This is a genomic window from Streptomyces sp. NPDC030021 (assembly GCF_055574035.1).
Map to the genome: position 1 here is coordinate 220,174 of NZ_JBVIAH010000010.1, position 23,576 is coordinate 243,749.

A 23,576-nucleotide genomic window follows, 5' to 3' on the forward strand; every position below is an offset into this window, starting at 1 on the left:
CGTTGTTTCTCCCAAATGTGCCCTTTCTTCTTTTTTGGCTTCGTCTCCTCCACCCCCCCCCCCCCCCCCCCCACCTCCGATTCCACACCGGCCGTGGCGCCGGTAGACAGGGAAGGACCCATGCGACAGGTACTGAGCCGACAGGTACTGGGCAAGGGGATGCTCACGGCGGCAGCCGCGTCGAGTCTGCTGTCGATCGCGACCGGCGCGGCCTACGCGCACACCGGAGCGAGCGCCGAGGCCTCGCATTCGCCGGGCGTGCTGGCCGGCAACAGCGTCTCGGTACCGATCACCTTCGCACCGAACGTGTGCGGCAACAGCGTGGACGGCGGTGCGGCGCTCAACCCTGCGATGGGGAACACGTGCGTCACCGACACCGGCTCGCACACGGACGACGGCTACGACTACGGGCGCTACCTCAGCCCCGAGCACGCCGAGGCCTTCGAGCGCTACCTCGACGAGCGCGAGGGCCGGCACGCGGTGCCGGAGCAGCGCCACGGGTCGCCGCGCCACGCGGGCGGGTACGAGCAGCCCCACCAGGAGCAGGCCCGGCTGGAGCAGCCCCGGCAGGACGGACCCCGGCACGCGAAGCCGCGCCAGGAGGAGCCGCGCCACGAGGGCGGCTACGGCGGCCCGGGTGAGCAGCAGGGCAAGGAGGAGTGCGACGACCACCCCGAGTCGACGCCGCCGCCCCCGCCGGCGCACCACGCTCCCCCCGCGCCCGAGCGGCCGCACCCCAAGCCGGAACCGGTGGAGGAGCACCCGGCCCCGCTGCCCACCCCGGAACCGGTCCAGGAGGCGCCCGCGCCGGTGCCGGAGGCTCCGCCGGCACCCCCCGCGCCGCAGCCTCCGGCCGAGGAGGCGCCGCACACGCTCCCCGCCCCGGAGCCCGTCCCGGCACCGGCCGAGGAGGCGCCGCACACGCTGCCGGCCCCCGCGCCGGGACCTGCTCCCGTGGTGGAGGAGGGGCCCGCACCCGGGCCGCCGCACGGCAGCCTGCCCGTGGAGCACCCGGCCCCGGCCCCCGCGCCCGAGGCCGTACCGCCCGCGGACCAGCCGCCGGCCGCCCCCGGCGGTGACACCCCGGTCACCCTCCCCCCGGTGACCACACCCGCCCCGGCCCCCGCGCCCGCACAGCCGCCGGCTCCGGCCCCCGCTCCGGCTCCGGCTCCGGCTCCGGCTCCGGCGCACATGACCGGGCCCATGCTGGCCCAGACCGGCGCGGGTCAGCCCGCGGCCGCGGCGGTCCTCGCCAGCGCCCTGATCCTGGGCGGCGCCATTCTGTACCGGCGGTCGCGCGTCTCCTGACGGGCAATACCGGTAATCGGAATAAATATCGGCCGGAGAATCTTCGTCGGATTCTCCGGCCGCTGCCATGCCCTGCCCCTTAACCGCGTGCGTTCGCGTTTCCGCAGCGATGGGGAATCGTTACCCAGGGCGAAAGCGGCGCGACGGTCGCCGCTGACGCCTCTGTCCACGAAAGAAGAGGATTTCGATAATGAAGCTCACGAAGGTCGCCGCTGTCGTCGTCGGCTCCGTCGCCGCCCTCGGCGCCTCCGCCACCGCCTTCGCCGCCGAGCCCGCGGCCGCGATGCCCCCCATGAGCCTGACCGGCGGGGTGACCGAGACGCTGAACGCCGTCGGGCCCGTCTCCGAGTCCCTGCCGCAGACCGTGGGCAACGGACTGGCCGAGCAGGGCGACACCGTCAACAAGGTCGTGGGTACCGCGCAGAGGGTCAACAAGGTCCGCAACGACGTGCCCGGCACCGTACTCGGCCTCGCGAACGGCGCCACCCAGGCGTCCCCCATGCTCGGCGGCGTGAAGCTCAACGGCGGCCAGGGCTGAACCGTCCCGGCTGACCACCCGCCGACACGACTGTGGGCGCCATCGGCAAGGCCGCGGCGCCCACAGTCGGTTGTTCGGCAGACGTCAGTGGTTGAGGCAGACGTTGCCGAACGCGGGGTTCAGCAGGCCGACGATGTTCACGGTGTTGCCGCAGACGTTGACCGGGACGTGCACCGGCACCTGGAGCAGGTTGCCGGACAGGACGCCGGGGGAACCCACGGCCGCGCCCTCAGCCGACGAGTCGGCGGCGGCGGAGCCGGCGGCACCGGCCGCAGCGAGACCAGCGGTGGCCAGGACCAGGGCGGCCTTCTTGGCAGAGTTCATGGGAAGTGCACCTTCTGTTCGATGTTCTGCCCCGAACCGGGGCTCACATCGAGCGAAACGGTCCAGCTTCCCAGACGACACGGTCACGCGCACGATGAGACCTGTTCGGCTCAATTGTCGTAACCATCCGAGGAGTCAGTGTCCGACACCGCCCTACGGGAGGGCCGGCATCGCCGGGAGAGCGGGGATCGCCGGGAGGGCCGGGGCGGCCGGCACCGCAGGCAGGGCGTCCACCGGGGAAACCACCCCGTCGATCGGCGGGAGCCCCACCGGCGGCAGCTCGGGGATGAGGCCGGACAGGTCGGGAAGCTCGGGGAGCTTGATGTCCGGCAGCATCGGCAGCTCGATCGGCGGCAGCTTCACCCCGTCGGGCAGCAGACCTCCGACCGTCGCGAGAAGCCCCTCAAGGGTCTTGGTGAGGCTCGCCAGAAGGTCGTCGATGGGACCGGCGGCCGCCGCGCGCCGCTCGATCTTCTCGACCTGCTGCTTCACCGAGGCCACGCGCCCGGTGAGGGCCGCGGAGCCGTCACCCTCCGCGGCGCCCGCGGGGGCAGCCGCGCCGGACAGTATGACGACGGCGAGGGCCGACGGGACGAGGAGGCGGGCGCGGGACGGCTTCGTGCGGTGCATGGATGTTCCTTCGCGGTGGGGACACGAAAGTGGACTCAAATGGTCCGCTTCTTCACCCACCGTGCGAACACCTCACACGGAGCGCAACCGGAGCCCCGGCGGATGCTGGCTGCGTACGGGCTTCGCGCAGGCGTCCGGAGGCCACTCACCCGGGCCGGGGAAAACCTCGGCACGCGCAGGCCGTTTGAGTGAAGCAGCGGAACCAACTCCCTGGTCGGGCAGTTGACCAGGGCGCTCCATCAGCGGGCACTCGTGCGACAGAAGGAACAAGATGTTCAAGAAGTTCATGACCGCCGCCGCGGTCTCCGCCGTTGCGATCGGCGCGGGCGCTGCAGCCGCGGCCCCGGCCATGGCCATCGGCAACGACAACGGGGTCAACACCGTCAACGGCAACGGTGCCCAGCAGATCTACGGCAACCAGAAGACCCACGGCGACATGAGCCCGCAGCTCAGCCTGGTCCAGGGCACCCTCAACAAGCCCTGCATCGGCCTGCCGGCGAAGGTCAACGCCCAGTCGATCCTCGCCGCGCTCAACATCGGCGTCCAGGACATCAACGTCCTGTCCAACCCGCAGAACCAGCAGTGCACCGAGAACTCCACCCAGGCCAAGGGCGACGAGCCGCTCTCGCACATCCTGGACAACATCCCGGTCCTGTCGGGCAACCTCTCGAACGGCAGCTGATCTCCGGCTCCTCCGCCCTTCGGGTGATCGCGGGCCGCTGAGCCTGTGGAGTGAATGAAGAGGGCCCCGGCGGCGTCCAGCCGCCGGGGCCCTCTTCGCGTTCCGCCCCCGGCGGTCAGCCGGTCCAGAAGTCCCACCAGCGGGTGAGGACCAGCATGCCGATCACTCCGATGTGCAGGGCGGGCGGGGCCCAGCCGAATTCGGTGAAGAAACCCCGCAGCGGGCCGGGGGCGGGCAGGGCGCGCGTACGGACGTTGTGCGCGGTGACCGCCCAGAACATCAGCAGGGTCGCGACCCAGGCCAGGCAGCACCACAGGCAGAGCGCGTTGATCTCGTAGAGCGACTGGACCATCAGCCAGCTGCAGAAGCCGACGCCGAAGAGCGTGCCGGCGTTCAGTCCGAGCCAGAACCAGCCGCGGTAGCGGGCGCCGGCCAGCAGGCCCACGCCGACGCAGACCACGACGGCGTACGAGACGAGCCCCAGCATCGGATTGGGGAAGCCGAAGGCCGCCGCCTGCTCGCTCGCCATCACGCTGCCGCAGGAGACGACCGGGTTGAGACTGCACGCGGGCTTGAAGTCCGGGTCCTCCAGCAGGAGGAACTTGTCGAGGGTGATCACCCACGAGGCCAGCAGCCCGGCCGCCCCGGTGACGGCCAGCAGCCAGGCCAACCCCCTCGGCGCGGCGCCGTGTTCGCCCTCGTGTCCGCTGCGGGGCCGTACCTGCTGACGCGGGAGGCCCACTGTATTCGTTGCCATGTGACCCATAGTCCCGCGCTTCCCCTCAGATCGGGCCCAACCGTGCGCACCCGTACGCAAGTTGACCTGAAGGTGTGGCGGGAACCTCCGATGCTTCCCGGACGTTTTACCGAACCCCGGACGTGATGTCAGAACCAGGGGTTACGTTGAGCTTCCGCGAAGTGACAAGCTGCGACGGCCTGGAGACCCACCTTGAGCGATCCGTACGAGACAACCGAGGCGCACCTCGAACGACTCCTCGGCCGCGCCCTCAACTCCTTCGACCTGCCGGACAGGCTGGTCGAGCGCCTCGGCACGGCGCTCGCCCACAGCTCTTCGCTCTACACCACCCACCACAGCCCGGAGGCGGGCATCTGGCGGGAGACCCACCGGCACACCTATCTGCTGACCGACGGTGGTTCGGTCTCGCTGTGGGAGCTGGCCTACCGGCTGGAGGGCGACCGGGCCGTCCGGCACGAGGTCTTCGCGAGCAAGGCGGAGACCTGCCTGGCCGTGACCCGGCTGTTCGGCGAGGCGTCGGCCGGGGCGTCAGCGGATCCGGTGCTGGTGCCGGGCGAGGACGAGCCGGAGGGCGGCGTGGCGCTGCTGAGCGCGCTGTACGCGGCCCCGTCCCCGGCCCCGGTGCGGCGGCACCGGGAGTACGCGGTGGAGGACTCCGCCGACCACGCCCGGCGGGTGCTGCGCCGCGCGGAGAACGCCGACCGGCCGGGCGAGCGGGTGGCGACGCTGCTGCGGTCGGCGTACGCGCACCAGATCACGCAGGCGTTCGGCGCGCGGCACTGCCTCGCCGACGGGCGGGGCGCCGGTTTCAGCCTGTACGAGCACGCCTTCGTCCTGCTGGACGGGAGCGAGGTCAGCCTGTGGGAGGTCGAGCACACGGCGACGCCCGACGGGCGGCACATGTGCGAGGTGTACGAGAGCGAGGCGGCCGCGCGCGGAGCGATGGAACTGCGCGCCCGCGTACGGTGATCCGGACCGATCGGCAAGACACCCCGCAGGACACCCCCTAAGGCGTGCCGGGGTCGGCGAGCTGGAGGTCCGGGGGCGGGTCCTCGGTGATGCGGACCCGGTCGGGGCGCAAGTCCGCCGGGGTCGGCATGGCACTGCCCGGCAGCTGGACGGCGGCCGCGCCGTGGGCCGGTGCCGAAGCAAGGGCGCCCGGGCCGGTGCCGCCCGCGATCAGGAAACCGGCCGGCGAGGCGTCACCCGCCCCCACGTTGCTGCGCACGTCCGGGGCCGGGGCCGTGCCGTGGTAGGTACCCTCCGCCGAGACCAGGAGGAGGGCGGATTCCTCCGGGGAGAGCGCCGGACCGGGCGAGTTGGGATTCGCACCACTGCATGCAGGCCTACGGAGGGAAACAGAAAAGAACGGACATGCCCGCCCGGGAGGGCGGGCATGTCCGTTCGATGGTGCGTGGGGGCCGGCTCAGGCGACCGGGACCTTCTCCACGGTGCGGCCGGCGTGCTCGGCGGCACCCTCGCGCTCCTCCATCGGGAGCGCCCGGCGCGGCAGCACGAACATCACCGCGAAGATCACGACGAGTACGGCCACGACCCACCAGAGCGCGCCGCGGAAGGCCTCCACGTACGGCGGACCGAAGACCATGTCGTCGTCGATCAGGCCGAAGAAGACGACGGAGGTCAGGGCGAGGCCCAGCGCGTTGCCCATCTGACCGGTGGTGTTGATCAGACCCGAGGCGGATCCGGCGTGCTCGCGCGGCACCTCGGAGAGCACGGTGTCGTTCAGCGGGGCCACGATCAGGCCCATGCCGACGCCCATGACGATCAGCGGGGCGGCCATCTGCCAGGAGGCGATCTCCATGCCGTAGTGCTGCGACTCCCAGATGTAGAGGAGCAGACCGGCGGCCATGACCAGCGCGCCGGCCTGGAGCACCTTGCGGCCGAAGCGGGGGACGAGCTTCTCGACCGAGAGACCGGCCGCGACCGAGACCGCGATGGAGAACGGGATGCCGGTGAGACCCGCGCGCAGCACGCTCCAGCCGAGGCCCATCTGCATGTACATCGTCCAGACCAGGAAGAAGATGCCGGTGGCGATGCCGAAGGTCAGCTGGACGGCGATACCGCCGGCGAAGCTCTTGACCTTGAAGAGGGAGAGCTCGACGAGCGGGGAGCCATCCTTCTTGATCTTGTACTTCTCGTACGCGATGAAGGCGGCGAAGACGAAGGGCGCCGCGCCCATGCAGACGAAGCCCCACAGCGGCCAGTCGTTCTCGTGGCCGTGGGTCAGCGGGAAGATCAGCAGGACCAGGGCGAGGGTGGCGAGGACGACGCCGGCCAGGTCCAGGCGCAGCGCCTTGGGGGCCTTGGACTCGGCGATGAACTTGCGGCCCAGGATCACGCCCATGATGCCCACGGGCAGGTTGATCAGGAAGATCGGGCGCCATCCGAGACCGAAGAGGTCCCACTCGATGAGCAGCGCGCCGAGCAGCGGACCCGAGACGGCGGCGAGGCCCACGATCGCGCCGAACATGCCGAAGACCTTGCCGCGCTCCTGCGGCGGGAAGGTGACGTGGATGATCGCCAGGACCTGCGGCACCATCAGGGCGGCCATAGCGCCCTGCAGCAGGCGGGCCGCGACGAGCACGTCCGGGTTGGCGGCGATGCCGCAGAGCAGCGAGGCCGCGGTGAACCCGGCGATGCCGATGAGGAAGACGCGCTTGCGGCCGTAGATGTCACCGAGACGGCCGCCGGTGATCAGGCCGGCGGCGAAGGCGAGGGCATAGCCCGCGGTGATCCACTGGATCGCGCTGGTGGAGGCGCCGAAGTCCTCCCGCATGGTGCGGATGGCTATGTTGACGATCGTGACGTCGACCAGGTCCATGAAGGCCGCGGTCATCACGATGGCGAGCGCCAGCCAGCGGCGGCGGTCGGCGGGCGAGCTGGGTGCGTCGTGGGCTGCGTCGTTCCGCTCTTCTTGTACGGGCCCGTTCTCTCTTTCGGGCGATGTCTTGGACGTCTCGGTGCTCATGAGGAGAAACTTAGACGGCGTCTAGGTCAGTTCGTGTCCTATTTCGCTGGCAGCCTTGATTCATGACCGACACACCCGCACGACTGCTCTCCCTGCTGTCCCTCCTCCAGACCCCGCGGGAATGGCCCGGGAGCGAGCTGGCCCAGCGGCTGCGGGTGAGCCCGCGGACCATCCGGCGCGACATCGAGCGGCTGCGGGACCTCGGCTACCCGGTGGAGGCCACCCTGGGCGCCGAGGGCGGATACCGGCTGGTGGCGGGGGCGGCGATGCCCCCGCTGCTCCTGGACGACGAGGAGGCCGTGGCGATCGCGGTGGGGCTGCGGGCCGGGGCCGGGCATGCGATCGAGGGGGTCGAGGAGGCCTCCGTACGGGCCCTGGCAAAGCTGGAGCAGGTCCTGCCCTCACGGCTGCGGCACCGGGTGAGCGCGCTCCAGTCGGCCACGATCGCGCTGTCCCGGGGAGACGGGGCGAGCGTGGACCCGCGGACGCTGACCACGATGGCGGCGGCGGTGGCGGGGCCGGAGCGGCTGCGGTTCGCGTACCGGGCGGGGAACGGGGCCGAGACGCGGCGGCTGGTGGAGCCGTACCGGCTGGTGAGCACCGGGAGCCGGTGGTACCTGGTCGCCTACGACCTGGAGCGGGAGGACTGGCGGACCTTCCGGGTGGACCGGGTGGAGGAGCCCTTCGCGACGGGGGCCCGGTTCGCGCGGCGGGACCTGCCGATGGAGGCGGAGGAGTTCGTCCGGCGGGGGCTGCGGGGCGGGGAGAAGCAGCCGTACCGGGTGGAGGTCGACTTCGCGGCCGGCCCGGCGGAGCTGCCGGCCTGGCTGCGGGCGGCGGCCCTGCCGGGTGACGGGACGGGGACCTCGGTGCGCTTCGAGAGCGCGGACGCGCCGGAGTGGACGGTGACGCGGCTCGCCCTGACGGGCCTGCCGTTCACGGTGCGGGAGCCGGCGGCGCTTCGGGATGCGGCCGGTGCGCTAGCCGCGCGGCTGGCCGCGGCTGCGGCGCCGTAGCCGGGGCTACGCCCCGGCCCCCGGGGGCTCCGCCCCCGGACCCCCGCTCCTCAAACGCCGGAGGGGCTGGGTTGTGAAACGCCTGCGGGGCTGGATGGTGCGGGGCAGGAGAGAGCCCCGGCGCCTGGGGGGGATAGGCACCGGGGCTCGTATGGGGGGCTTGGCAGCGGTCCGCTCTAGGCCACCGCGTCGAAGCCGGTGTCGCGCGCCATCCGCTTCAGCTCCAGCAGCGCGTGCTTCTCGATCTGGCGGATCCGCTCACGGGTCAGGCCGTGCTGCTTGCCGACCTCCGTCAGGGTCCGCTCGCGGCCGTCCTCGATGCCGTACCGCATCTTGATGATCGACGCCGTGCGCTGGTCGAGCTTGCCCAGCAGGTCCTCCAGCTCCTCGCTGCGCAGCAGGGAGAGCACGGACTGCTCGGGCGAGATCGCCGAGGTGTCCTCCAGGAGGTCACCGAACTGGGTGTCGCCGTCGTCGTCGACCCCCATGTTGAGGCTGACCGGGTCGCGCGCCCAGTCCAGTACATCGCCCACGCGCTTCTCCGTCGAGTCCAGCTCGGCGGCGATCTCGGCGTGCTCCGGGTCGCGGCCGTTCTCGCGGTTGAATTCACGCTGGATGCGGCGGATCCGGCCGAGCTCCTCGACCAGGTGGACGGGGAGGCGGATGGTGCGGGACTGGTCCGCGATGGACCGGGTGATCGCCTGCCGGATCCACCACGTGGCGTACGTGGAGAACTTGAAGCCCTTGGCGTAGTCGAACTTCTCGACCGCGCGGACCAGGCCCGCGTTGCCCTCCTGGATCAGGTCGAGGAGGGGCAGGCCGCTGCGGGGATAGCGCCGGGCCACGGCCACGACGAGGCGGAGGTTCGAGCGGATGAAGACTTCCTTGGCCCGTTCGCCCTCGGCGGCCAGCGCCTCCAGCTCCTCGCGGGCCGGGGTGTCCCCGTCGCGTTCGATCGCGCCGTCGAGGATCTGCTGGGCGTAGACGCCCGCCTCGATGATCTGGGAGAGCTCCACTTCCTTGGCGGCGTCGAGCAGCGGGGTGCGCGCGATCTCGTCCAGGTACATGCCGACCAGGTCACGGTCTGCGATCTCCCCGCCCACAGCGCGAGCGCTGCTCGTGGACTGACGACGGGCGACGGCGCGGGTTGCCATGCGTGCTCCCTTGCGAAGTGTTCGGTCGCGGTGCGGCTGGTGGACGCCGCCGGGACGGCTGCCAACCGGTCCGGTGCGTCACGGACACTCTCCCGAGTGCCCGCTTCCGAAGGAAACAACGACTGGAATCGGGACAGAATTCCCACGCGGCTCCCTGTTTTTCGAGATCTTGCAGTATCCTGCCCCGCCACCAGAGGGGGAGCTGATGTCACAAGATCTCGAAGAGGTGCAGGTCAGGCCCGGAACGGAGGCCGATCTAATGCCTCTCACGGACCTCTACAACCACTACGTCCGTGAGACTGCCGTCACATTCGACACGGCCGTTTTCACTCCGGAACAGCGCCGCCCTTGGCTGCACTCCCACCCTGAAGACGGGCCGCACCGGCTTCTGGTTGCCTGGACGGGCGATCGAATGGCCGGATACGCCACGAGCAGCGCATTCCGCCCCAAACCGGCCTACGCGACATCGGTGGAGGTGAGCGTCTACCTCGCCCCGCACGCGGTCGGCCGGGGCGTCGGCACCCTCCTCTACGAGGCGCTCTTCGCGGCCCTGGCCGAGGAGCCCGTACACCGCGTCTTCGCCGGGATCGCCCTGCCCAACGAGGCCTCGGTGCGCCTCCACGAGCGCTTCGGCTTCCGCCGGATCGGAGAGTTCACGGAGGCGGGCTGGAAGTTCGGCCGGTACTGGGACGTCCGCTGGTACGAGAAGCGCCTGGGCCACCACCCGTCCGGGTGAGGGGCCAGGACCGGCCAAGGGGTTCGTGATCACCGAAGCAGTCACCGGCGCATTGCGCGGGTCCTAGCCGAACTGGAGGGAGCGCTTCGAGAGGCCCATCCAGAAGCCGTCCACCGGGGTGCGGGCGGCGGTCAGGTCGGATTCGGCCGCGCCGAGGGTGACGAAGAGCGGGGCGAAGTGTTCCGTGCGGGGGTGGGCCAGGCGGCCCGCCGGGGATTTGTGCTCGAAGTCCAGCAGGGCGTCCACGTCGGACGCGGCCAGGGCCTCGCGGCCCCACGCGTCGAACTCCGCCGACCAGGCGGGGACGCCCGGGCCCGTATGGCGCAGCGCCGCCAGGTTGTGCGTGAAGAAGCCGCTGCCCACGATCAGCACGCCCTCGTCGCGCAGCGGGGCCAGCTTGCGGCCGATGTCCATCAGCCCGGCCGGGTCCAGCGTGGGCAGGGAGATCTGGAGGACCGGGATGTCGGCCTCCGGGTACATCTCCACCAGGGGGACGTACGCCCCGTGGTCCAGGCCGCGGTCGGGGATGTCCTGGACCGGGGTGCCGGGGGCGTGCAGCAGCTTGCGGACCGAGGCGGCCAGCTCCGGGGCGCCGGGGGCGTCGTAGCGCACCTGGTAGTAGTGCTCCGGGAAGCCCCAGAAGTCGTACACGAGAGGGACGCGCTCGGTGGCGCCGAGGGCGAGCGGGGCCTCCTCCCAGTGGGCGGAGACCATCAGGATCGCCCGGGGGCGCGGCAGGCCGGCGGACCAGGCGGCCAGCTCGTCCGGCCAGAGGGGGTCGTCGGCCAGCGGGGGTGCGCCGTGGCTCAGGTACAGGGCCGGTATGCGGGTCACGGGGGCGCTCCTCATTGGTTGAAACGCGTACGTAAACAGACTAACCCCGTCTCGTTCAAATTTGAACGAGACGGGGTCGTCAGTCATTCCGCGGGACCCTCGGCCCTGATCAGTGGGCGAGCACCGGCACCTTGAGCTCGGCGTCGTCGCCGGAACCGGAGGCCACCGGGCCGCCGGCGCCCGGACGGCCGGTGTTGATCAGCGTCAGCGCGATGACCGAGCTGGCGACCAGGATGCCGACCGCCCACCAGATGGCGGACGCGTAGCCCTCGACCATGGCCTGCGCCTGGATCAGCTGCCCGGCCGGGCCGCCCGCGGCGGCCTCGGCCGCGTGGTCGGTCAGGTAGGCGGTGGTCGCCGACGCGGCGATGGTGTTCAGCAGCGCGGTGCCGATGGCGCCGCCGACCTGCTGCGAGGTGTTGACCATGGCGGAGGCGACACCGGCGTCGGCCGGGTCCACCCCGTGCGTGGCCAGGGACATCGCCGGCATGAACGCCGTACCCATGCCGAGGCCGAGCAGCACCTGCGCCGGCAGGATCAGCGCCGGGTACGAGGACCCGACCTCCAGCTGGGTCAGCAGCAGCATGCCGAGGCTGGCGACCAGGAAGCCGGGGCCCATCAGCAGGCGCGGCGGGACCCGGGTCATGAGGCGGGCGCCGATCTGGGTGGAGCCCGCGATCATGCCCGCGATCATCGGCAGGAAGGCGAAGCCGGTCTTGACGGGCGAGAAGCCCTTCACGACCTGCAGGTAGTAGGTGAGGAAGAGGAACAGGCCAAACATCGAGATGACGGCGAGGCCGAGCGAGAGGTAGACACCGCCGCGGTTGCGCTCCAGCAGGACGCGCAGCGGCAGCAGCGGGGACTTCACCTTGGACTCGACGAGGACGAAGGCGGCCAGCAGCACCGCCGAGGCGACGAACATGACGACCGTCAGGACGTCCGACCAGCCGGCGGACTCGGCGCGGGTGAAGCCGTACACGAGGGCGACGAGACCGGTGGTGGACAGGACCACGCCCGGGATGTCGAGCGGTGCGCGGTTACGGGAGCCGGCGGACTCACGGATGACCAGCCAGGCACCCACGGCCGCGACGATCGCGAAGGGGATGTTGACGAAGAAGGTCCAGCGCCAGTTGAGGTACTCGGTGAGGAAGCCGCCGAGGATCAGGCCGACGGCGCCGCCGCCGCCCGCGATGGCTCCGTAGATGCCGAAGGCCTTGGCCCGCTCCTTGGCGTCGGTGAACATGACGGCGAGCAGCGACAGGGCCGCCGGGGCGAGCAGCGCGCCGAAGGCACCCTGGAGGGCGCGGGCGCCGAGCATCATGGCCTCGCCGTTCGCGGCGCCGCCGAGCGCGGAGGCCAGGGCGAAGCCGATGAGGCCGACGACGAAGGCGTTCTTACGGCCCCACTTGTCGGCGATGCGGCCGCCGAAGAGGAGCAGTCCGCCGAAGGCCAGCGCGTACGCGGTGATGACCCACTGGCGGTTGCCGTCCGAGATGCCGAGGTCGGTCTGGGCCGAGGGGAGGGCGATGTTCACGATGGTCGCGTCGAGCACGACCATCAGCTGGGCCAGGGCTATGAAGACGAGTGCCTTCCAGCGGCTGGGATCGGCAGCCGGCGCGAGGCTCGCGGCTGTTTTGGACATGGGGGTACCCACTTCACTGTGCGGAATGACTGAAAAAGGATATTTCTTTAGCTTTGTCGCGTCACATGGTTTTCTGCCGCAGGTCGGCCAAGGTCGTTGCCGAACCCGGGAGTTCGGAGCGGGCCGGGGCGCGCAACCCGTCGAGGAAGAGCTGGAGATGGCGGTGGGCGAAGCGGTCGGTGTCGAGGCACGCGGTGCCGGGGAGGGGGCGGCTGAGCTGGGACAGGGCGACCATCAGGTCGCCGACGCCGATGTCCGTGCGGACCAGTCCGGCATCCTGGCCCGCGGTCAGCAGGGTGACGACGGCCTCCTCCAGCGCGGTGCGTGCCGCGAGGAGTTCGGGGTGTTCACCGTCGAAGCCGTCGGCGAGCATCGGGCACAGGGCGCCGATCCGCTCGTCCGCGGCAGCGTGCGTGAACCGGCACAGGGCGGCGAAGGCGTCGGGCTCCTCGGCGAGGGAGGCCTCGGCCGAGGCCGTCACCCGGCCCATCGTGAAGAGAACGACGTGGTGGACGAGGGTGGGACGGTCGGGGAAGTGCCGGTAGAGCGTGGCATTGCCGATGCCGGCCCGGCGGGCGACCTCGTCGAAGGGGGTCGCGGAGCCGGATTCCACGAAGGCCTCGCGGGCCGCCGCCAGGATCCGCTCGCGGTTGCGGACGGCGTCGGCGCGCGGACGCGGGACGCCGGGCGCGGACACCTGCGGCTGCACCTGCGCCGGGTCCGCGTCCGGGGTGGGCCGGGCCGCCGGGGCGATGCTGGTGGAGCTCTTCATTCCGGGGCCTCCCTGGCGCGGATTCACGGACTCACGGTGCGGACTGCGCGACCGCCCCGCCCAAACGGGGAGCCGCTCCCCGCTTAGCGGGACTCCCGTACAAACGGGGATCGGGTCCCCGGTTATTTCACTCCTCCGTGTGACCTGAGTCACGGGCGTGTCCACGTTCGGCCTCTCCCGACGCGCGGGCGCGCCGCGCCCGGCGGAGGGTGATCGAACAGAGCGCAGACCGGGCAGGGCCGGCTGCCGCGGACCCGAAGGCGATCTCCATGTCGCAGACCCGCCACCGGATACGCAGACCACGCCGCACCAGCGCGTACATCGGGCTGACCGCGCTGGCCCTCGGCGTCACGACGACCGCCAGCACGGGCATATCCAGCCGCGGCAACTCGGCGGCCGGAGCGGTGGCCGCGACCGTCGAATCGGCTCTCGCGCCCTGCCGGATCGCGGGCACCATGGGTGTGCAGATGTCCGAGGGCATGCCGACCCCACCCGGGTACTCACGCTCGACCGGCGAGATCCGGGCCCTGAACCTGATGATCGACTTCCCTGACGCCAAGGGCGAGGGCACGGCGGCGGACCGGATGGCGGAGTTCTTCCCCCAGACGGCCGAATGGTTCCGCACCAGTTCCTACGGCCGGCTGGTCTACCGGGCCGAGGCCCCGATAAAGGGCTGGCTGCGGATGCCGATGCCCTTCGCGGCGTACGGGATCGAGCGCGGGTCCGCGTACGAGCCGGGCTACCGGCAGCTCGTCGAGCACATAGCGAAGGCCGCCGACCCCGAGGTGGACTTCACCCGGTACGACCTGATCAACATCCTGGTCACGCCGAACGCCGGGCCGTCCGCCCTGGACACCGTCCTGTCGGTGACCTTCTCGGGCAACGGCGAGGCTCCGGTCGCCGACGGGGTGCCGCTGGCCAACACGTCCTTCGTCTACAGCCGGCAGGACGACGGCTCCGGCACCTACCAGGAGACCGGCTACCGGGTGCTGCCGCACGAGAACGGGCACGTCTTCGGGCTGCCCGACCTCTACACCTCGGACGGCGGGAACACGGTCGGGCACTGGGACATCATGAGCGAGGACTGGGGTGCCAACAACGACCTGATGGGCTGGCACAAGTGGAAGCTGGGCTGGCTGGACAGTACGCAGATCAGCTGCGCGGCCAAGTCGGGCACCAGCGACCACACCCTGTCCCCGCTGGGGATACGGGGCGGCACCAAGCTGGCCTTCGTCCCGCTGTCGGAGAGCACCGGGTACGCGGTGGAGGTGCGGACCCGGGCCGGGAACGACGAGGCCGTCTGCAAACCGGGCGTCCTCATCTACAAGGTGGACTCCGACGTGGACACCGGGCACGGCCCGATCACCGTGTCGGACAGCGCGGGCACGAGCGGCGGCTGCACCCGGCGGCCCAATGTGCACGCGGAGCTCTCGGACGCGCCGTTCCGGCCGGGCGAGACCTTCACCGACGAGAAGGCGGGCATCAGCGTGTCGGTGGTGGGTGAACTGCGCAACGGCAGCTACCAGGTCCGCGTCATCCGGCCGTGACGTCCCGCGGGCCGGGGACGGCCCCCGGGCCGGAGTCACGCGCCACGTGGCTCCGGCCCTTCGACGCGTCCGGGTCAGCCCTCCGTGAGCGCCCGGCGCAGCACGTCCACGACCGTGGGGCGGTGCTCGTCGGCCAGCAGGAAGAAGTGGTCGCCCTCGAACCGGAACACCTCGCACGCTCCGGTCGTGTGGGCGGCCCAGCCGTCCAGCGGCTCGTGCGGGACCAGCGGGTCCGCCGTGCCGCCCAGCGCGTGCAGGGGCACGTCGAGCCGTACGTCCTCGAACCCGGCCGCGGCCTCCCGGCCGAGTTCGATGTCCGCCCGCAGTACGCGCGTCACGTGCGCCAGCATGTCCGGATCGTTCAGCACCCACTCCGGGGTGCCCCCGCCGTCCCGCAGCAGCCGGACCGCGTCCTCGTCGGTGGTGGTGGCGTGAGCCCGGCGCGGGGTCCGGCCGGGGGCCTGCCCGCTGACGACCGCCGCCCGGCAGTGCGGGCCGAGCAGCCGCGCGGCGCGGGTGGCCAGGAGCGCGCCCAGGCTGTGCCCGAAGACCACCGTGGGCAGCGGGTCACGGCCGAGCACCTCGTCGGAGACGGAGTCCAGGACCTGGTCGAGCCGGCAGCCGGGCGGCTCGCCGAACCGGCGCTCCCGTCCGGGCAGCGAGAGCCCGAGCACTTCCACGTGGTCGGGCAGCGGCTCGATCAAGGGGAACAGGGTGTTGGGGCCGGACCCGGAATGCGGGAACACCAGCAGCCGCGCCCGGGGCGCGGTCACCGCCTCCCGCAGCCGCAGCAGCGGCCACCACGGCACGCGCGGGGATGTCATCGCGGTCGGTCCACCGGCCCCGGTCACGGGCAGTTGACGATCTGGCCGGCGTAGGACAGGCCCCCGCCGAAAGCGAAGAGCAGCACGGGCGATCCCTTCTCGATCTCACCCCGCTCGATGAGCTTGGACAGCGCCAGCGGGATGCTCGCGGCCGAGGTGTTGCCCGACTCGACGACGTCCTTGGCGATGACGGCGTTGACCGCACCGATCTTGCGCGCCAGGGGCTCGATGATCCGCAGGTTGGCCTGGTGCAGGACGACCCCGCCCAGCTCCTCGGGCTTCACGTCGGCCCGCTCGCAGACCTGGAGGGCGACCTCCGGGAGCTTCGTGGTGGCCCAGCGGTAGACCGACTGCCCTTCCTGGGCGAAGGTGTTGGACGGCGCCTCGATGCGTACGGCCTGGCTCATCTCGGGTACCGAACCCCACACGACCGGGCCGATCCCCGGTTCCTCGGAGGCCACGACGACGGCCGCGCCCGCACCGTCGCCGACGAGCACGCACGTGGTGCGGTCGGTCCAGTCGACGAAGTCGGTGAGCTTCTCCACGCCTATGACCAGGGCCTTCGTGGCGGAACCCGTCCGTATGCTCTGGTCTGCCAGTGCCATGGCGTGCGGGAATCCGGAGCAGGCCGTGTTCACGTCGATGGCGGCGGGAGCCTGTGCCCCGACCGCGGCTGCCACCCGGGCCGCCATGTTGGGCGAGCGGTCGAGCGCCGTGCAGGTGGCCACGATGACGAAGTCGATGTCCGCACCGGTGAGTCCGGCGTTGGCCAGTGCGTGCTCGGCGGCCTTCGTGGCCATGTCCGAAACGGACTCGTCCTCGGCCGCCACCCGGCGCGTCCTGATCCCGACCCGGCTCCGGATCCACTCGTCGTCGGTGTCGACCATCTGCTCAAGATCGGCATTGGTCAAGACTTTCGGCGGCTGATAGTGCCCGAAGGAAAGGACGCGCGACCCGACCATCAGTGTTTCTCCTCGCTCCGTGGACCCGGATGCGGATCCTGATCGACCGATGATCAGACTATGCAGCGCCCGGCCAGGCCCATCCCTTCGAACAGGCCGTTTCCCGCCAGTGGCGCCCGTGGTTCGGACAGGCTCCGGAACCGCGCCCTTCCCACCTGGTGTCCGCCCCGGCCTTTCGGCCCCCGGCCTTTCGGACCCGGCCTTTGGGACCCGGCCTTTTGGCCCCGGCCTTTTGTATCTGCCGTGTATCGGTGAGCGCTCGGCCGCCGATCGGATCGCGCACCCGGCCCCGACGGCGGCCGCCGCGCCCGGTGCCTCCCGTATCGTTCCTTCCGGGTCGCCGGCGGCGTGTGGTGTCACGCCGGAGCGGCGCTTCGCCCGGCCCGTACGAACAGGAGTCCCGCCCGTGCCCTCACCCGCCCCGGAATCGGAATCTCCGCCTCCGGTCCGCGTGCTGCTGGTCGAGGACGACGAGCTGATGCGCCGGTCCTTCACCGTCGCCCTCGAACGCTACGGCTACCGGGTCACCGCCGCGGCCGACGGACTGACCGGGCTGGAGTCCTTCCGCGACGACGACGGCTTCGACCTGCTGATCCTGGACGTGATGCTGCCCGGCCTCGACGGGATCGGGCTGTGCCGCCGGGTCCGCGAGACCAGCCTGGTGCCGGTGCTGATGATGTCCGCCCGCGGCGACGGCCTCGATGTCGTCGCCGGTCTGGAGGCCGGGGCCGACGACTACGTGGTCAAGCCCGTGGACACGTACGTCCTGGTGGCACGCATCCGCTCACTGCTGCGAAGGGCGGCCTACGCGCCCGCCCCGGGCGGCGAGCCCGCCGCCGGCCGGGAGGACGGCGTACTGGCCTTCGGGGACCTGACCATCGACACCGGCGGGATGGAGGTGTGCCTCTCCGGAAGGCCCGTGGCGCTCACCCCCACCGAGCTGAAGCTGCTGCTGGAGTTCGCCGCCCACCCCGGCATCGTGCTGGAACGGCACACCCTGCTGCGCAACGTCTGGGAGTACGGCTGGGACGGCGACAGCCGCGTGGTGGACCTGGCCGTGCAGCGGCTGCGCAAGAAGCTGGGCCGGGAGCGGATCGAGACGGTCCGCGGCTTCGGCTACAAGCTCAGGCGCTGAGGCCGGTGAACCCCCCGCGCCGGCCGTGGTGGCCGGCCCGCGTGCCCCTGCGCTGGAAGATCGCCGCGCTGGCGGCGGCCACGGCCTGCCTGGTCGCCTTGGCGGTGGGCGTCCTCGTCCACGTGTGGACCGCGATGGACATCCGCAGCCGGGCCGAGATGGAAGCCACCAACACGGTGTACTCCGCCATGGACGTCTACCGGCGCACCGGAACGCTGGCGGGTGGCGCCGAGCTCGATCCGGCCGAACTGCCCACCGCCCTGCGCCATCCGGCCGACGGCGACCGCCGTGTGGCCTACGACGGGCGCGTCGAGGGGAACCTCGGGCCGAGTGTCTGGGGCGCCCAGCGGGTCGGCGGCGCGGGCAGCCCGGTGCTGGCCGTGCGGATCAACATGAGCTCGCAACTCCACGACCTGCGCCGCCTCGACGCGAGCATGGCGGTGGCCTCGCTGCTCTCGCTCGCGGCGGCGCTGCCCCTGGCGGTCTACGGGGCCGGGCTGGTCGCCCGCCGGCTTCGCCGGGTCGCCGAGACCGCGGCCCGGATCTCCGCCGGGGACCTCGACGCCCGCACCGGCCCCGCCCTGGGCCACGCCCGGGGCCGCGACGAGGTGACCGACATCGCCGCCACCGTCGACCTCATGGCCGACAGCCTCGGCCGACGGCTGCGCATCGAGCGGCAGTTCACGGCGGACGTGGCCCACGAGCTGCGCACCCCCGTCGGCGGTCTGCTGGCCGCCACCGGCCTGCTGCCGCCAGGCGAGACGGAGGACCTGCTCCGGGCCCGCGTACGGGACCTGCGCGGCCTGGTCGAGGACCTGCTGGAGATCTCCCGGCTGGACGCGGGCGCGGAGGCGCCGGTACGCGCCCGGGTCCCGCTCGCCGCGGTGGTCGCCGAGGCAGTGGCCCGTACCGGTCTCGACACGGAGGTCGGCGTCACCGAGGCGCCCGACGCCGCGCACGCACCGACCGCGGAGACGGTGGAGACGGTGGAGACCGACCCGCGCCGCCTGGAGCGGATCGTCGGCAACCTCGTCGTCAACGCGCACCGGCACGGCCGGACCCCGGTACGGGTCACCGTCGAGGGCCGGACCGTCGTCGTCCGCGACCACGGCCCCGGCTTCCCCGCCGACCTGCTGCTCGACGGCCCGCGCCGGTTCCGTACGGGCGCCACGGAGCGGGGCGCGGGGCACGGCCTCGGCCTGACCATCGCCCTGGGCCAGGCCCGGGTGCTCGGCGCCGAACTGCGCCTGGACAACGCCCCGGACGGCGGCGCGGTCGCCACCCTCCACCTCCCTCGCTGACCGACCGGCCGCCCCGGCCCTCCCCCGGCCGCCCCCGCACAACTGCTGCGCAACGGCGCGGAAGCCGATACACGGCGGCCCCGGCCCTGATACGTCCCCCCGACACCCTTCGGCATGCAGCCCTTTCGCAACGCACCCGAAGTGGAGTCCCCGTGACCGCCGACCCGTTCACCCCCCGCCCGATGCCCGGTGTCGCGGCTTCCACCACTGACCTGTCGAAGGTCTACGGCAGCGGCGACACCCGCGTGGTGGCCCTGGACCGCGTCAGCGTCTCCTTCCGGGAGGCCGAGTTCACCGCGATCATGGGCCCCTCCGGCTGCGGCAAATCCACCCTCATGCACTGCGCGGCGGGCCTCGACTCCGTCAGCTCCGGCTCCGTCCGCATCGGCACCACCGAGCTGGGCACACTGGGGGACCGGCAGCTCACCGAGCTGCGCCGGGACCGGATCGGCTTCATCTTCCAGGCGTTCAACCTGCTGCCCACCCTGACCGCGCTGGAGAACATCACCCTGCCGCTGTCCATCGCCGGACGCCGCCCCGACCGGCAGTGGCTGGACCGCGTGGTGTCCATGGTCGGCCTCGCCCAGCGGCTGGACCACCGGCCCGGGCAGCTCTCCGGCGGGCAGCAGCAGCGCGTCGCGGTGGCCCGGGCCCTGGTCACCCGGCCCGCGATCGTCTTCGGCGACGAGCCCACCGGCAACCTCGACTCCCGCTCGGGGGCCGAGGTCCTCGGCTTCCTGCGCGACTCCGTGCGCGAGCTGGGCCAGACCGTGGTGATGGTGACCCACGACCCGGTCGCCGCCGGCTTCGCCGACCGCGTCGTCTTCCTCTCCGACGGCCGGCTGGTCGACGAGATGGTGCGCCCCACCCCGGACCGGGTGCTGGACCGGATGAAGCAGTTCGACACCCGCGCACGCAATAGCTGACCCTCCCTCGCCCGCGCCCCTCTCCCGTCCCCGCCCCGGAAGCCACTCACCCATGCTGAAAACAGCCCTGCGCAACGTCCTGGCGCACAAGGCCCGGCTGCTGATGACGGTGCTCGCCGTCACCCTCGGCGTCGCCTTCGTCTCCGGGACCCTCGTCTTCGCGGACTCCTCCACGGCGGCCCACCGGGCCGCCGTGTCGAAGGACTACGCCGACATCGCGGTCACCGTGACCCCGAAGGACCCCCCGCCCGGCGCGCCTGGCGCGGCCGGATCCACCGAGTCCGCCGGGGACGAGCACGCCACCGTGCTCGACGACGGGCTCGCCCGCAAGCTGGCGGGGCTGCCCGGCGTCGCCGCTGTACGCCCGTCCGCGGACGGGCTGGCCACCCTGAACTCCTCGGACGGCACCCCGCTGCGCACCGGCAGGATCTGGGCGCACCGGGCGGCCGCCTACGTCCCCGGCGCCGACGGCAAGGACGACCGCCACCCGCTGACCGGGGGCCGCGCCCCCCGCGACGGCGAGGAGATCGCCGTGGACAGCGGCACCGCGGCCGCCGGCCGGTTCCGTATCGGCCAGGAGATCACCCTGGCCACGGACGGCCCGGTCATGACGAAGCGCCTCGTCGGCATCGTCACCACCCGGGACACCCGGGTGACGGCCGGCGGCACCCTCGTCCTGTTCGACAAGGCCACCGCACAGCAGCTGTTCGCCTCCCCGGGCCGCTACACCTCGATCGACCTGTCCGCCGTACCGGGCACCGACGCGGCCGAACTCGCCCGCCGGGTCTCCGCCCTGCTCCCCGCCGACCGGGCCGAGGCCACCACCGGCGCCGCCCAGGCCGCCCAGCAGGCCGTCCTCGTCGACACGCTCACCCGCGGCAACGAGAAGCTGTCGCTGGTCTTCGCCGGAGTCGCCCTCTTCATCGGGTCGTTCCTGATCGTCAACACCTTCACCATGCTCGTCGCCCGGCGCACCCGTGAGATCGCCCTGCTGCGCGCGATCGGTGCCACGCGCCGCCAGGTCGTGCGCTCCCTCCTCTGGGAGGCCGTCCTCCTCGGCCTCGCCGCCTCGGCCCTCGGTTTCCTGCTGGGCCTCGGGATCGCCTCCGTACTGCCGGAGATCCTGAGCACCGCCGGTGAGCCGCTGCCCCGCGGCCCCCTGGTGATCGGCCCGCTCCCCGTGGCGGCCGCGCTCGCCGTCGGGGTGGGCGTCACCGTGCTCGCCGCATGGCTGCCGTCCCGCAAGGCCGCGCGGATCGCACCGGTCGAGGCCATGCGCGCGGCCGAACAGCCGCCCACCGCCACCGCGTCCCGGGTCCGCGGCGCGGCCGGTGCCCTCCTGCTCGCCCTCGGCGCCGGACTGCTGCTGTCGCTCGCCGGGGCGAAGGACGCCTCCGAGGAGAACCTGCGGAGCGCCATGTCCGGCTGCGCCCTCCTCGTCATCGCCGTGATCGTGCTGGCGCCGCTGCTCGCCGTCCCCGTGCTCCGGCTGAGCGGACGGCTGACCGGCCGCCTCGGAATCACCGGCCACCTCGCCCACCGCAACGCGCTGCGCGACCCGCGGCGTACCGCCGCCACCGCCTCCGCCCTGATGGTCAGCACGGCCCTGGTCGCCGGGCTCGCCGTCATCGGCCACTCCACCGGGCAGGCCCTCGACCGCCAGGCCGCGGCCGGTCTCGCCGCCGACTACGTGATCAGCACCCACACCTCGTCGGCCGGCATCGACCCGGCCGCCGTGCAGCGGGTGACCGCCACCCCCGGTGTGCGGACGGCGACCGCTGTCACCGACTCCACCCTCTTCATCGGCGGTGGCGTCCGCCAGATCTCCGGGGTCGACCCGGCCGCCGCCCTGTCCGTCATGAAGCTGGACTTCGTCAACGGCTCCCTGAAGGACCTCGGACCGGGCCGCATCGCCCTCTCCAGCACCCTCGCCCGCGCGAACGGGGTGCGCACCGGCGACCGGATCGACGCCCGGATCGGCGGCCCCGGCCAGGACCGCACCCCGTACACGGTCGTCGGCGTCTACGAGGACAACCCCACCGCCCAGGACGCCCTGGGCGCCCGCACCGAGGTCCAGCGCAGCAGCCCCGACCCGGGCTCCGTCCAGCGCGTCCTCGTCCGCGCGGACGGCGGCGCCGACGGCGGCGGCGCCACGAAGGACCGGCTGCGTACCGCCACGGGCAACAACCCGCTGCTCCAGGTCCAGGACCGGCAGGAACTCGTCCAGGAGGCCTCCGGTTCCCTGAGCACCCTGCTGGCCCTGACGTACGGCCTGCTCGCCGTCGGCGGTGTGATCGCCGCCCTCGGCATCATGAACACCCTGGCCATGGCGGTGTCGGACCGCACCCGCGAGATCGGCGTCCTGCGCGCCATCGGCATGGACCGCGCCGGCATCCGCCGGACGATCCGCCTCGAATCCCTGGCCGTGTCCGCCTTCGGCACCCTGCTGGGCCTGGTGTCCGGCCTGTTCGGGGCCTGGACGGTCGGCGCCCTGGCCAACGGCGCGCTGAAGGACTACTCCCTCGCCCTTCCCTGGGGCACGCTGCTGCTCATCTGCCTGATCTCCCTCGCCACGGGCGCGGTGGCGGCCGCCCTCCCGGCCCGCCACGCGTCGTCCCTGAGCCCCCTGGAGGCCGTCGCCGAGCTGTAGGGGGTGTCTTGTCGATCAGGCCTGCTCCCAGGGCACGGGATCCGGCCGGCGGTACCACCACCGGCCGAGGCCGTCCCGTCCCGGGGACCGGCCCGTCAGCTCCTCGGCGAGACTCCCCGACGGGTCCTCCTCCGTCGCCCGGACGAACCGTACGTCCAGTCCCGCCACCGCGTCGTCGAGCAGCCGGCGTACCTGGGACGGCAGTCGGGCACCGATGCGGGCGAGCTCGTCACGGGCTTCGAGGCGTTCCCGGTAGAGGTCGGCCGGATACCAGCCCGAGGGCGCCCAGCCGGATTCCAGCTGCACGACGACCCGCTCCCACACGGTCAGGTTGCCCTTCAGGGACGGGTGGGGGCCCTCGTCGGGCCACAGCGGCGCCGCCGACGCCATGAAGGCCTCGGCCACCGGGGACGGCGGCCGCTGCTCGCGGACGATCTCGGCGAACCTCTCCACGACCGCGCGGGGCAGCTGCGGGACCGGCGCCTCCGCGCTGCCGACCGTGTACAGGGGAGGCTCGTCGTCGGACAGTTCGAGCCGGACCCGCGTGAGGAAGCCCTCCGGGGTCGCCGCCCAGTAGGCGCTCGGACAGGCCTCCTCGGCGGGGAACAGGACGGTCGTCCCGGCGGCCCGCGCGAGCCGTGCGGCGACCTCGGCCTCCGGTGGCCGATCGGCGACCTGGTCCTGGGCGTAGAGGTCCAGCGACCGGGCCAGGTCGCCGGAGAGCTCTTCGTACGTGCACAGGACGGGGGCGGCCCAGTTCCGCAGTTCGGGGTCGGGGGGGGGGGGGGGGGGGGGGGGGGGGGGGGGGGGGGGGGGGGGGAGAGAAAAAAAAAAAAAAAAAAAAGAAAG

The 23,576-nt window shown here is 72.3% G+C and carries 22 protein-coding genes and 1 pseudogene; 11 read left to right on the top strand and 12 right to left on the bottom strand.

Going from position 1 to position 23,576, the window contains the following annotated elements:
* Window positions 1-120 precede the first annotated feature (120 nt).
* Complete coding sequence (locus ACZ4YL_RS21590; protein WP_468118472.1) at window positions 121-1,308, top strand: chaplin; 1,188 nt, start codon at window positions 121-123, stop codon at window positions 1,306-1,308.
* Window positions 1,309-1,498: 190 nt separating this feature from the next.
* Window positions 1,499-1,846, top strand: a complete 348-nt coding sequence (locus ACZ4YL_RS21595) for a hypothetical protein (protein ID WP_468118473.1) — start codon at window positions 1,499-1,501, stop codon at window positions 1,844-1,846.
* An 84-nt stretch (window positions 1,847-1,930) separates the two neighbouring features.
* Here ACZ4YL_RS21595 and ACZ4YL_RS21600 read toward each other — a convergent pair whose 3' ends face one another.
* Window positions 1,931-2,170: a chaplin gene (locus ACZ4YL_RS21600; RefSeq protein WP_202201179.1), complete on the bottom strand. Its 240-nt coding sequence runs from the start codon at window positions 2,168-2,170 to the stop codon at window positions 1,931-1,933.
* 153 nt (window positions 2,171-2,323) lie between these two features.
* A complete protein-coding gene (locus ACZ4YL_RS21605; RefSeq protein ID WP_468118476.1) occupies window positions 2,324-2,800 on the bottom strand; it encodes a hypothetical protein in 477 nt (158 codons plus the stop codon).
* 271 nt (window positions 2,801-3,071) lie between these two features.
* On the opposite strand from ACZ4YL_RS21605, the gene ACZ4YL_RS21610 reads away from it, so the two are divergent.
* The gene (locus ACZ4YL_RS21610; RefSeq protein WP_301370314.1) at window positions 3,072-3,482 is read left to right on the top strand and encodes a rodlin; all 411 of its coding nucleotides are present in this window, start codon (window positions 3,072-3,074) and stop codon (window positions 3,480-3,482) included.
* A gap of 115 nt (window positions 3,483-3,597) precedes the next feature.
* On the opposite strand, the gene ACZ4YL_RS21615 is transcribed toward ACZ4YL_RS21610, so the two are convergent.
* Entirely contained in the window at window positions 3,598-4,239 is a 642-nt protein-coding gene (locus ACZ4YL_RS21615; protein ID WP_468118478.1) for a vitamin K epoxide reductase family protein, read from the bottom strand.
* A gap of 192 nt (window positions 4,240-4,431) precedes the next feature.
* Between ACZ4YL_RS21615 and ACZ4YL_RS21620 the strand changes: the two genes are divergently transcribed.
* Window positions 4,432-5,208 carry a DUF6227 family protein gene (locus ACZ4YL_RS21620; protein WP_468118480.1) on the top strand — a complete coding sequence of 259 codons (777 nt, stop codon included), beginning with the start codon at window positions 4,432-4,434 and terminating at the stop codon, window positions 5,206-5,208.
* A gap of 37 nt (window positions 5,209-5,245) precedes the next feature.
* On the opposite strand, the pseudogene ACZ4YL_RS21625 reads toward ACZ4YL_RS21620, so the two are convergent.
* A pseudogene (locus ACZ4YL_RS21625) lies at window positions 5,246-5,518 on the bottom strand (1-phosphofructokinase); the annotation flags it as partial.
* Window positions 5,519-5,665: 147 nt separating this feature from the next.
* Window positions 5,666-7,228, bottom strand: coding sequence for an MFS transporter (locus ACZ4YL_RS21630; RefSeq protein WP_468118482.1), 1,563 nt, complete (start codon window positions 7,226-7,228; stop codon window positions 5,666-5,668).
* Between the two features lie 62 nt (window positions 7,229-7,290).
* Between ACZ4YL_RS21630 and ACZ4YL_RS21635 the strand changes: the two genes are divergently transcribed.
* A complete protein-coding gene (locus ACZ4YL_RS21635; protein WP_468118484.1) occupies window positions 7,291-8,244 on the top strand; it encodes a helix-turn-helix transcriptional regulator in 954 nt (317 codons plus the stop codon).
* 176 nt (window positions 8,245-8,420) lie between these two features.
* On the opposite strand, the gene ACZ4YL_RS21640 is transcribed toward ACZ4YL_RS21635, so the two are convergent.
* Window positions 8,421-9,398: a sigma-70 family RNA polymerase sigma factor gene (locus tag ACZ4YL_RS21640; RefSeq protein WP_468118486.1), complete on the bottom strand. Its 978-nt coding sequence runs from the start codon at window positions 9,396-9,398 to the stop codon at window positions 8,421-8,423.
* Between the two features lie 205 nt (window positions 9,399-9,603).
* Here ACZ4YL_RS21640 and ACZ4YL_RS21645 point away from each other — a divergent pair, with 205 nt between their 5' ends.
* Window positions 9,604-10,134, top strand: coding sequence for a GNAT family N-acetyltransferase (locus ACZ4YL_RS21645; protein ID WP_468118488.1), 531 nt, complete (start codon window positions 9,604-9,606; stop codon window positions 10,132-10,134).
* A gap of 63 nt (window positions 10,135-10,197) precedes the next feature.
* On the opposite strand, the gene ACZ4YL_RS21650 is transcribed toward ACZ4YL_RS21645, so the two are convergent.
* The 3 genes from ACZ4YL_RS21650 to ACZ4YL_RS21660 all read right to left on the bottom strand — a co-directional run bounded on the left by ACZ4YL_RS21650 (window position 10,198) and on the right by ACZ4YL_RS21660 (window position 13,382).
* Complete coding sequence (locus ACZ4YL_RS21650) at window positions 10,198-10,983, bottom strand: dioxygenase family protein (protein ID WP_468118489.1); 786 nt, start codon at window positions 10,981-10,983, stop codon at window positions 10,198-10,200.
* Window positions 10,984-11,077: 94 nt separating this feature from the next.
* A complete protein-coding gene (locus tag ACZ4YL_RS21655; protein ID WP_468118490.1) occupies window positions 11,078-12,610 on the bottom strand; it encodes an MFS transporter in 1,533 nt (510 codons plus the stop codon).
* Between the two features lie 61 nt (window positions 12,611-12,671).
* Window positions 12,672-13,382: a TetR/AcrR family transcriptional regulator gene (locus ACZ4YL_RS21660; RefSeq protein WP_468118492.1), complete on the bottom strand. Its 711-nt coding sequence runs from the start codon at window positions 13,380-13,382 to the stop codon at window positions 12,672-12,674.
* Window positions 13,383-13,651: 269 nt separating this feature from the next.
* Between ACZ4YL_RS21660 and ACZ4YL_RS21665 the strand changes: the two genes are divergently transcribed.
* Window positions 13,652-14,929, top strand: coding sequence for a M6 family metalloprotease domain-containing protein (locus tag ACZ4YL_RS21665; protein ID WP_468118494.1), 1,278 nt, complete (start codon window positions 13,652-13,654; stop codon window positions 14,927-14,929).
* Between the two features lie 74 nt (window positions 14,930-15,003).
* Here the strand turns inward: ACZ4YL_RS21665 and ACZ4YL_RS21670 are convergent, their stop codons facing one another.
* Both ACZ4YL_RS21670 and ACZ4YL_RS21675 read right to left on the bottom strand, forming a co-directional pair.
* On the bottom strand, window positions 15,004-15,753 hold the full coding sequence (locus ACZ4YL_RS21670; RefSeq protein ID WP_468118496.1) for a thioesterase II family protein: 750 nt from the start codon (window positions 15,751-15,753) through the stop codon (window positions 15,004-15,006).
* A 23-nt stretch (window positions 15,754-15,776) separates the two neighbouring features.
* The gene (locus ACZ4YL_RS21675; RefSeq protein ID WP_468118497.1) at window positions 15,777-16,715 is read right to left on the bottom strand and encodes a beta-ketoacyl-ACP synthase III; all 939 of its coding nucleotides are present in this window, start codon (window positions 16,713-16,715) and stop codon (window positions 15,777-15,779) included.
* 478 nt (window positions 16,716-17,193) lie between these two features.
* Between ACZ4YL_RS21675 and cseB the strand changes: the two genes are divergently transcribed.
* From cseB to ACZ4YL_RS21695, 4 genes are all read left to right on the top strand, one after another.
* Window positions 17,194-17,850, top strand: coding sequence for a two-component system response regulator CseB (gene cseB, locus ACZ4YL_RS21680; protein WP_468118593.1), 657 nt, complete (start codon window positions 17,194-17,196; stop codon window positions 17,848-17,850).
* 5 nt (window positions 17,851-17,855) lie between these two features.
* Window positions 17,856-19,151 (top strand): sensor histidine kinase, encoded by a 1,296-nt coding sequence (locus ACZ4YL_RS21685; RefSeq protein ID WP_468118498.1) that lies wholly within the window; start codon window positions 17,856-17,858, stop codon window positions 19,149-19,151.
* A gap of 182 nt (window positions 19,152-19,333) precedes the next feature.
* Entirely contained in the window at window positions 19,334-20,077 is a 744-nt protein-coding gene (locus ACZ4YL_RS21690) for an ABC transporter ATP-binding protein (RefSeq protein ID WP_468118594.1), read from the top strand.
* A 52-nt stretch (window positions 20,078-20,129) separates the two neighbouring features.
* Window positions 20,130-22,727 carry an ABC transporter permease gene (locus ACZ4YL_RS21695; protein ID WP_468118500.1) on the top strand — a complete coding sequence of 866 codons (2,598 nt, stop codon included), beginning with the start codon at window positions 20,130-20,132 and terminating at the stop codon, window positions 22,725-22,727.
* A 15-nt stretch (window positions 22,728-22,742) separates the two neighbouring features.
* Here the strand turns inward: ACZ4YL_RS21695 and ACZ4YL_RS21700 are convergent, their stop codons facing one another.
* Window positions 22,743-23,180 carry a hypothetical protein gene (locus tag ACZ4YL_RS21700; protein ID WP_468118502.1) on the bottom strand — a complete coding sequence of 146 codons (438 nt, stop codon included), beginning with the start codon at window positions 23,178-23,180 and terminating at the stop codon, window positions 22,743-22,745.
* Between the last annotated feature and the right edge of the window lie 396 nt (window positions 23,181-23,576).

Bases quoted from the DNA above. Each gene is read 5' to 3' on its own strand.
- ACZ4YL_RS21590 (WP_468118472.1), top strand. From the start codon at position 121: ATGCGACAGGTACTGAGCCGACAGGTACTGGGCAAGGGGATGCTCACG.
- ACZ4YL_RS21595 (WP_468118473.1), top strand. From the start codon at position 1,499: ATGAAGCTCACGAAGGTCGCCGCTGTCGTCGTCGGCTCCGTCGCCGCC.
- ACZ4YL_RS21600 (WP_202201179.1), bottom strand. From the start codon at position 2,170: ATGAACTCTGCCAAGAAGGCCGCCCTGGTCCTGGCCACCGCTGGTCTC.
- ACZ4YL_RS21605 (WP_468118476.1), bottom strand. From the start codon at position 2,800: ATGCACCGCACGAAGCCGTCCCGCGCCCGCCTCCTCGTCCCGTCGGCC.
- ACZ4YL_RS21610 (WP_301370314.1), top strand. From the start codon at position 3,072: ATGTTCAAGAAGTTCATGACCGCCGCCGCGGTCTCCGCCGTTGCGATC.
- ACZ4YL_RS21615 (WP_468118478.1), bottom strand. From the start codon at position 4,239: ATGGCAACGAATACAGTGGGCCTCCCGCGTCAGCAGGTACGGCCCCGC.
- ACZ4YL_RS21630 (WP_468118482.1), bottom strand. From the start codon at position 7,228: ATGAGCACCGAGACGTCCAAGACATCGCCCGAAAGAGAGAACGGGCCC.
- ACZ4YL_RS21635 (WP_468118484.1), top strand. From the start codon at position 7,291: ATGACCGACACACCCGCACGACTGCTCTCCCTGCTGTCCCTCCTCCAG.
- ACZ4YL_RS21640 (WP_468118486.1), bottom strand. From the start codon at position 9,398: ATGGCAACCCGCGCCGTCGCCCGTCGTCAGTCCACGAGCAGCGCTCGC.
- ACZ4YL_RS21645 (WP_468118488.1), top strand. From the start codon at position 9,604: ATGTCACAAGATCTCGAAGAGGTGCAGGTCAGGCCCGGAACGGAGGCC.
- ACZ4YL_RS21650 (WP_468118489.1), bottom strand. From the start codon at position 10,983: ATGAGGAGCGCCCCCGTGACCCGCATACCGGCCCTGTACCTGAGCCAC.
- ACZ4YL_RS21655 (WP_468118490.1), bottom strand. From the start codon at position 12,610: ATGTCCAAAACAGCCGCGAGCCTCGCGCCGGCTGCCGATCCCAGCCGC.
- ACZ4YL_RS21660 (WP_468118492.1), bottom strand. From the start codon at position 13,382: ATGAAGAGCTCCACCAGCATCGCCCCGGCGGCCCGGCCCACCCCGGAC.
- ACZ4YL_RS21665 (WP_468118494.1), top strand. From the start codon at position 13,652: ATGTCGCAGACCCGCCACCGGATACGCAGACCACGCCGCACCAGCGCG.
- ACZ4YL_RS21670 (WP_468118496.1), bottom strand. From the start codon at position 15,753: ATGACATCCCCGCGCGTGCCGTGGTGGCCGCTGCTGCGGCTGCGGGAG.
- ACZ4YL_RS21675 (WP_468118497.1), bottom strand. From the start codon at position 16,715: ATGGTCGGGTCGCGCGTCCTTTCCTTCGGGCACTATCAGCCGCCGAAA.
- cseB (WP_468118593.1), top strand. From the start codon at position 17,194: ATGCGCCGGTCCTTCACCGTCGCCCTCGAACGCTACGGCTACCGGGTC.
- ACZ4YL_RS21690 (WP_468118594.1), top strand. From the start codon at position 19,334: ATGCCCGGTGTCGCGGCTTCCACCACTGACCTGTCGAAGGTCTACGGC.
- ACZ4YL_RS21695 (WP_468118500.1), top strand. From the start codon at position 20,130: ATGCTGAAAACAGCCCTGCGCAACGTCCTGGCGCACAAGGCCCGGCTG.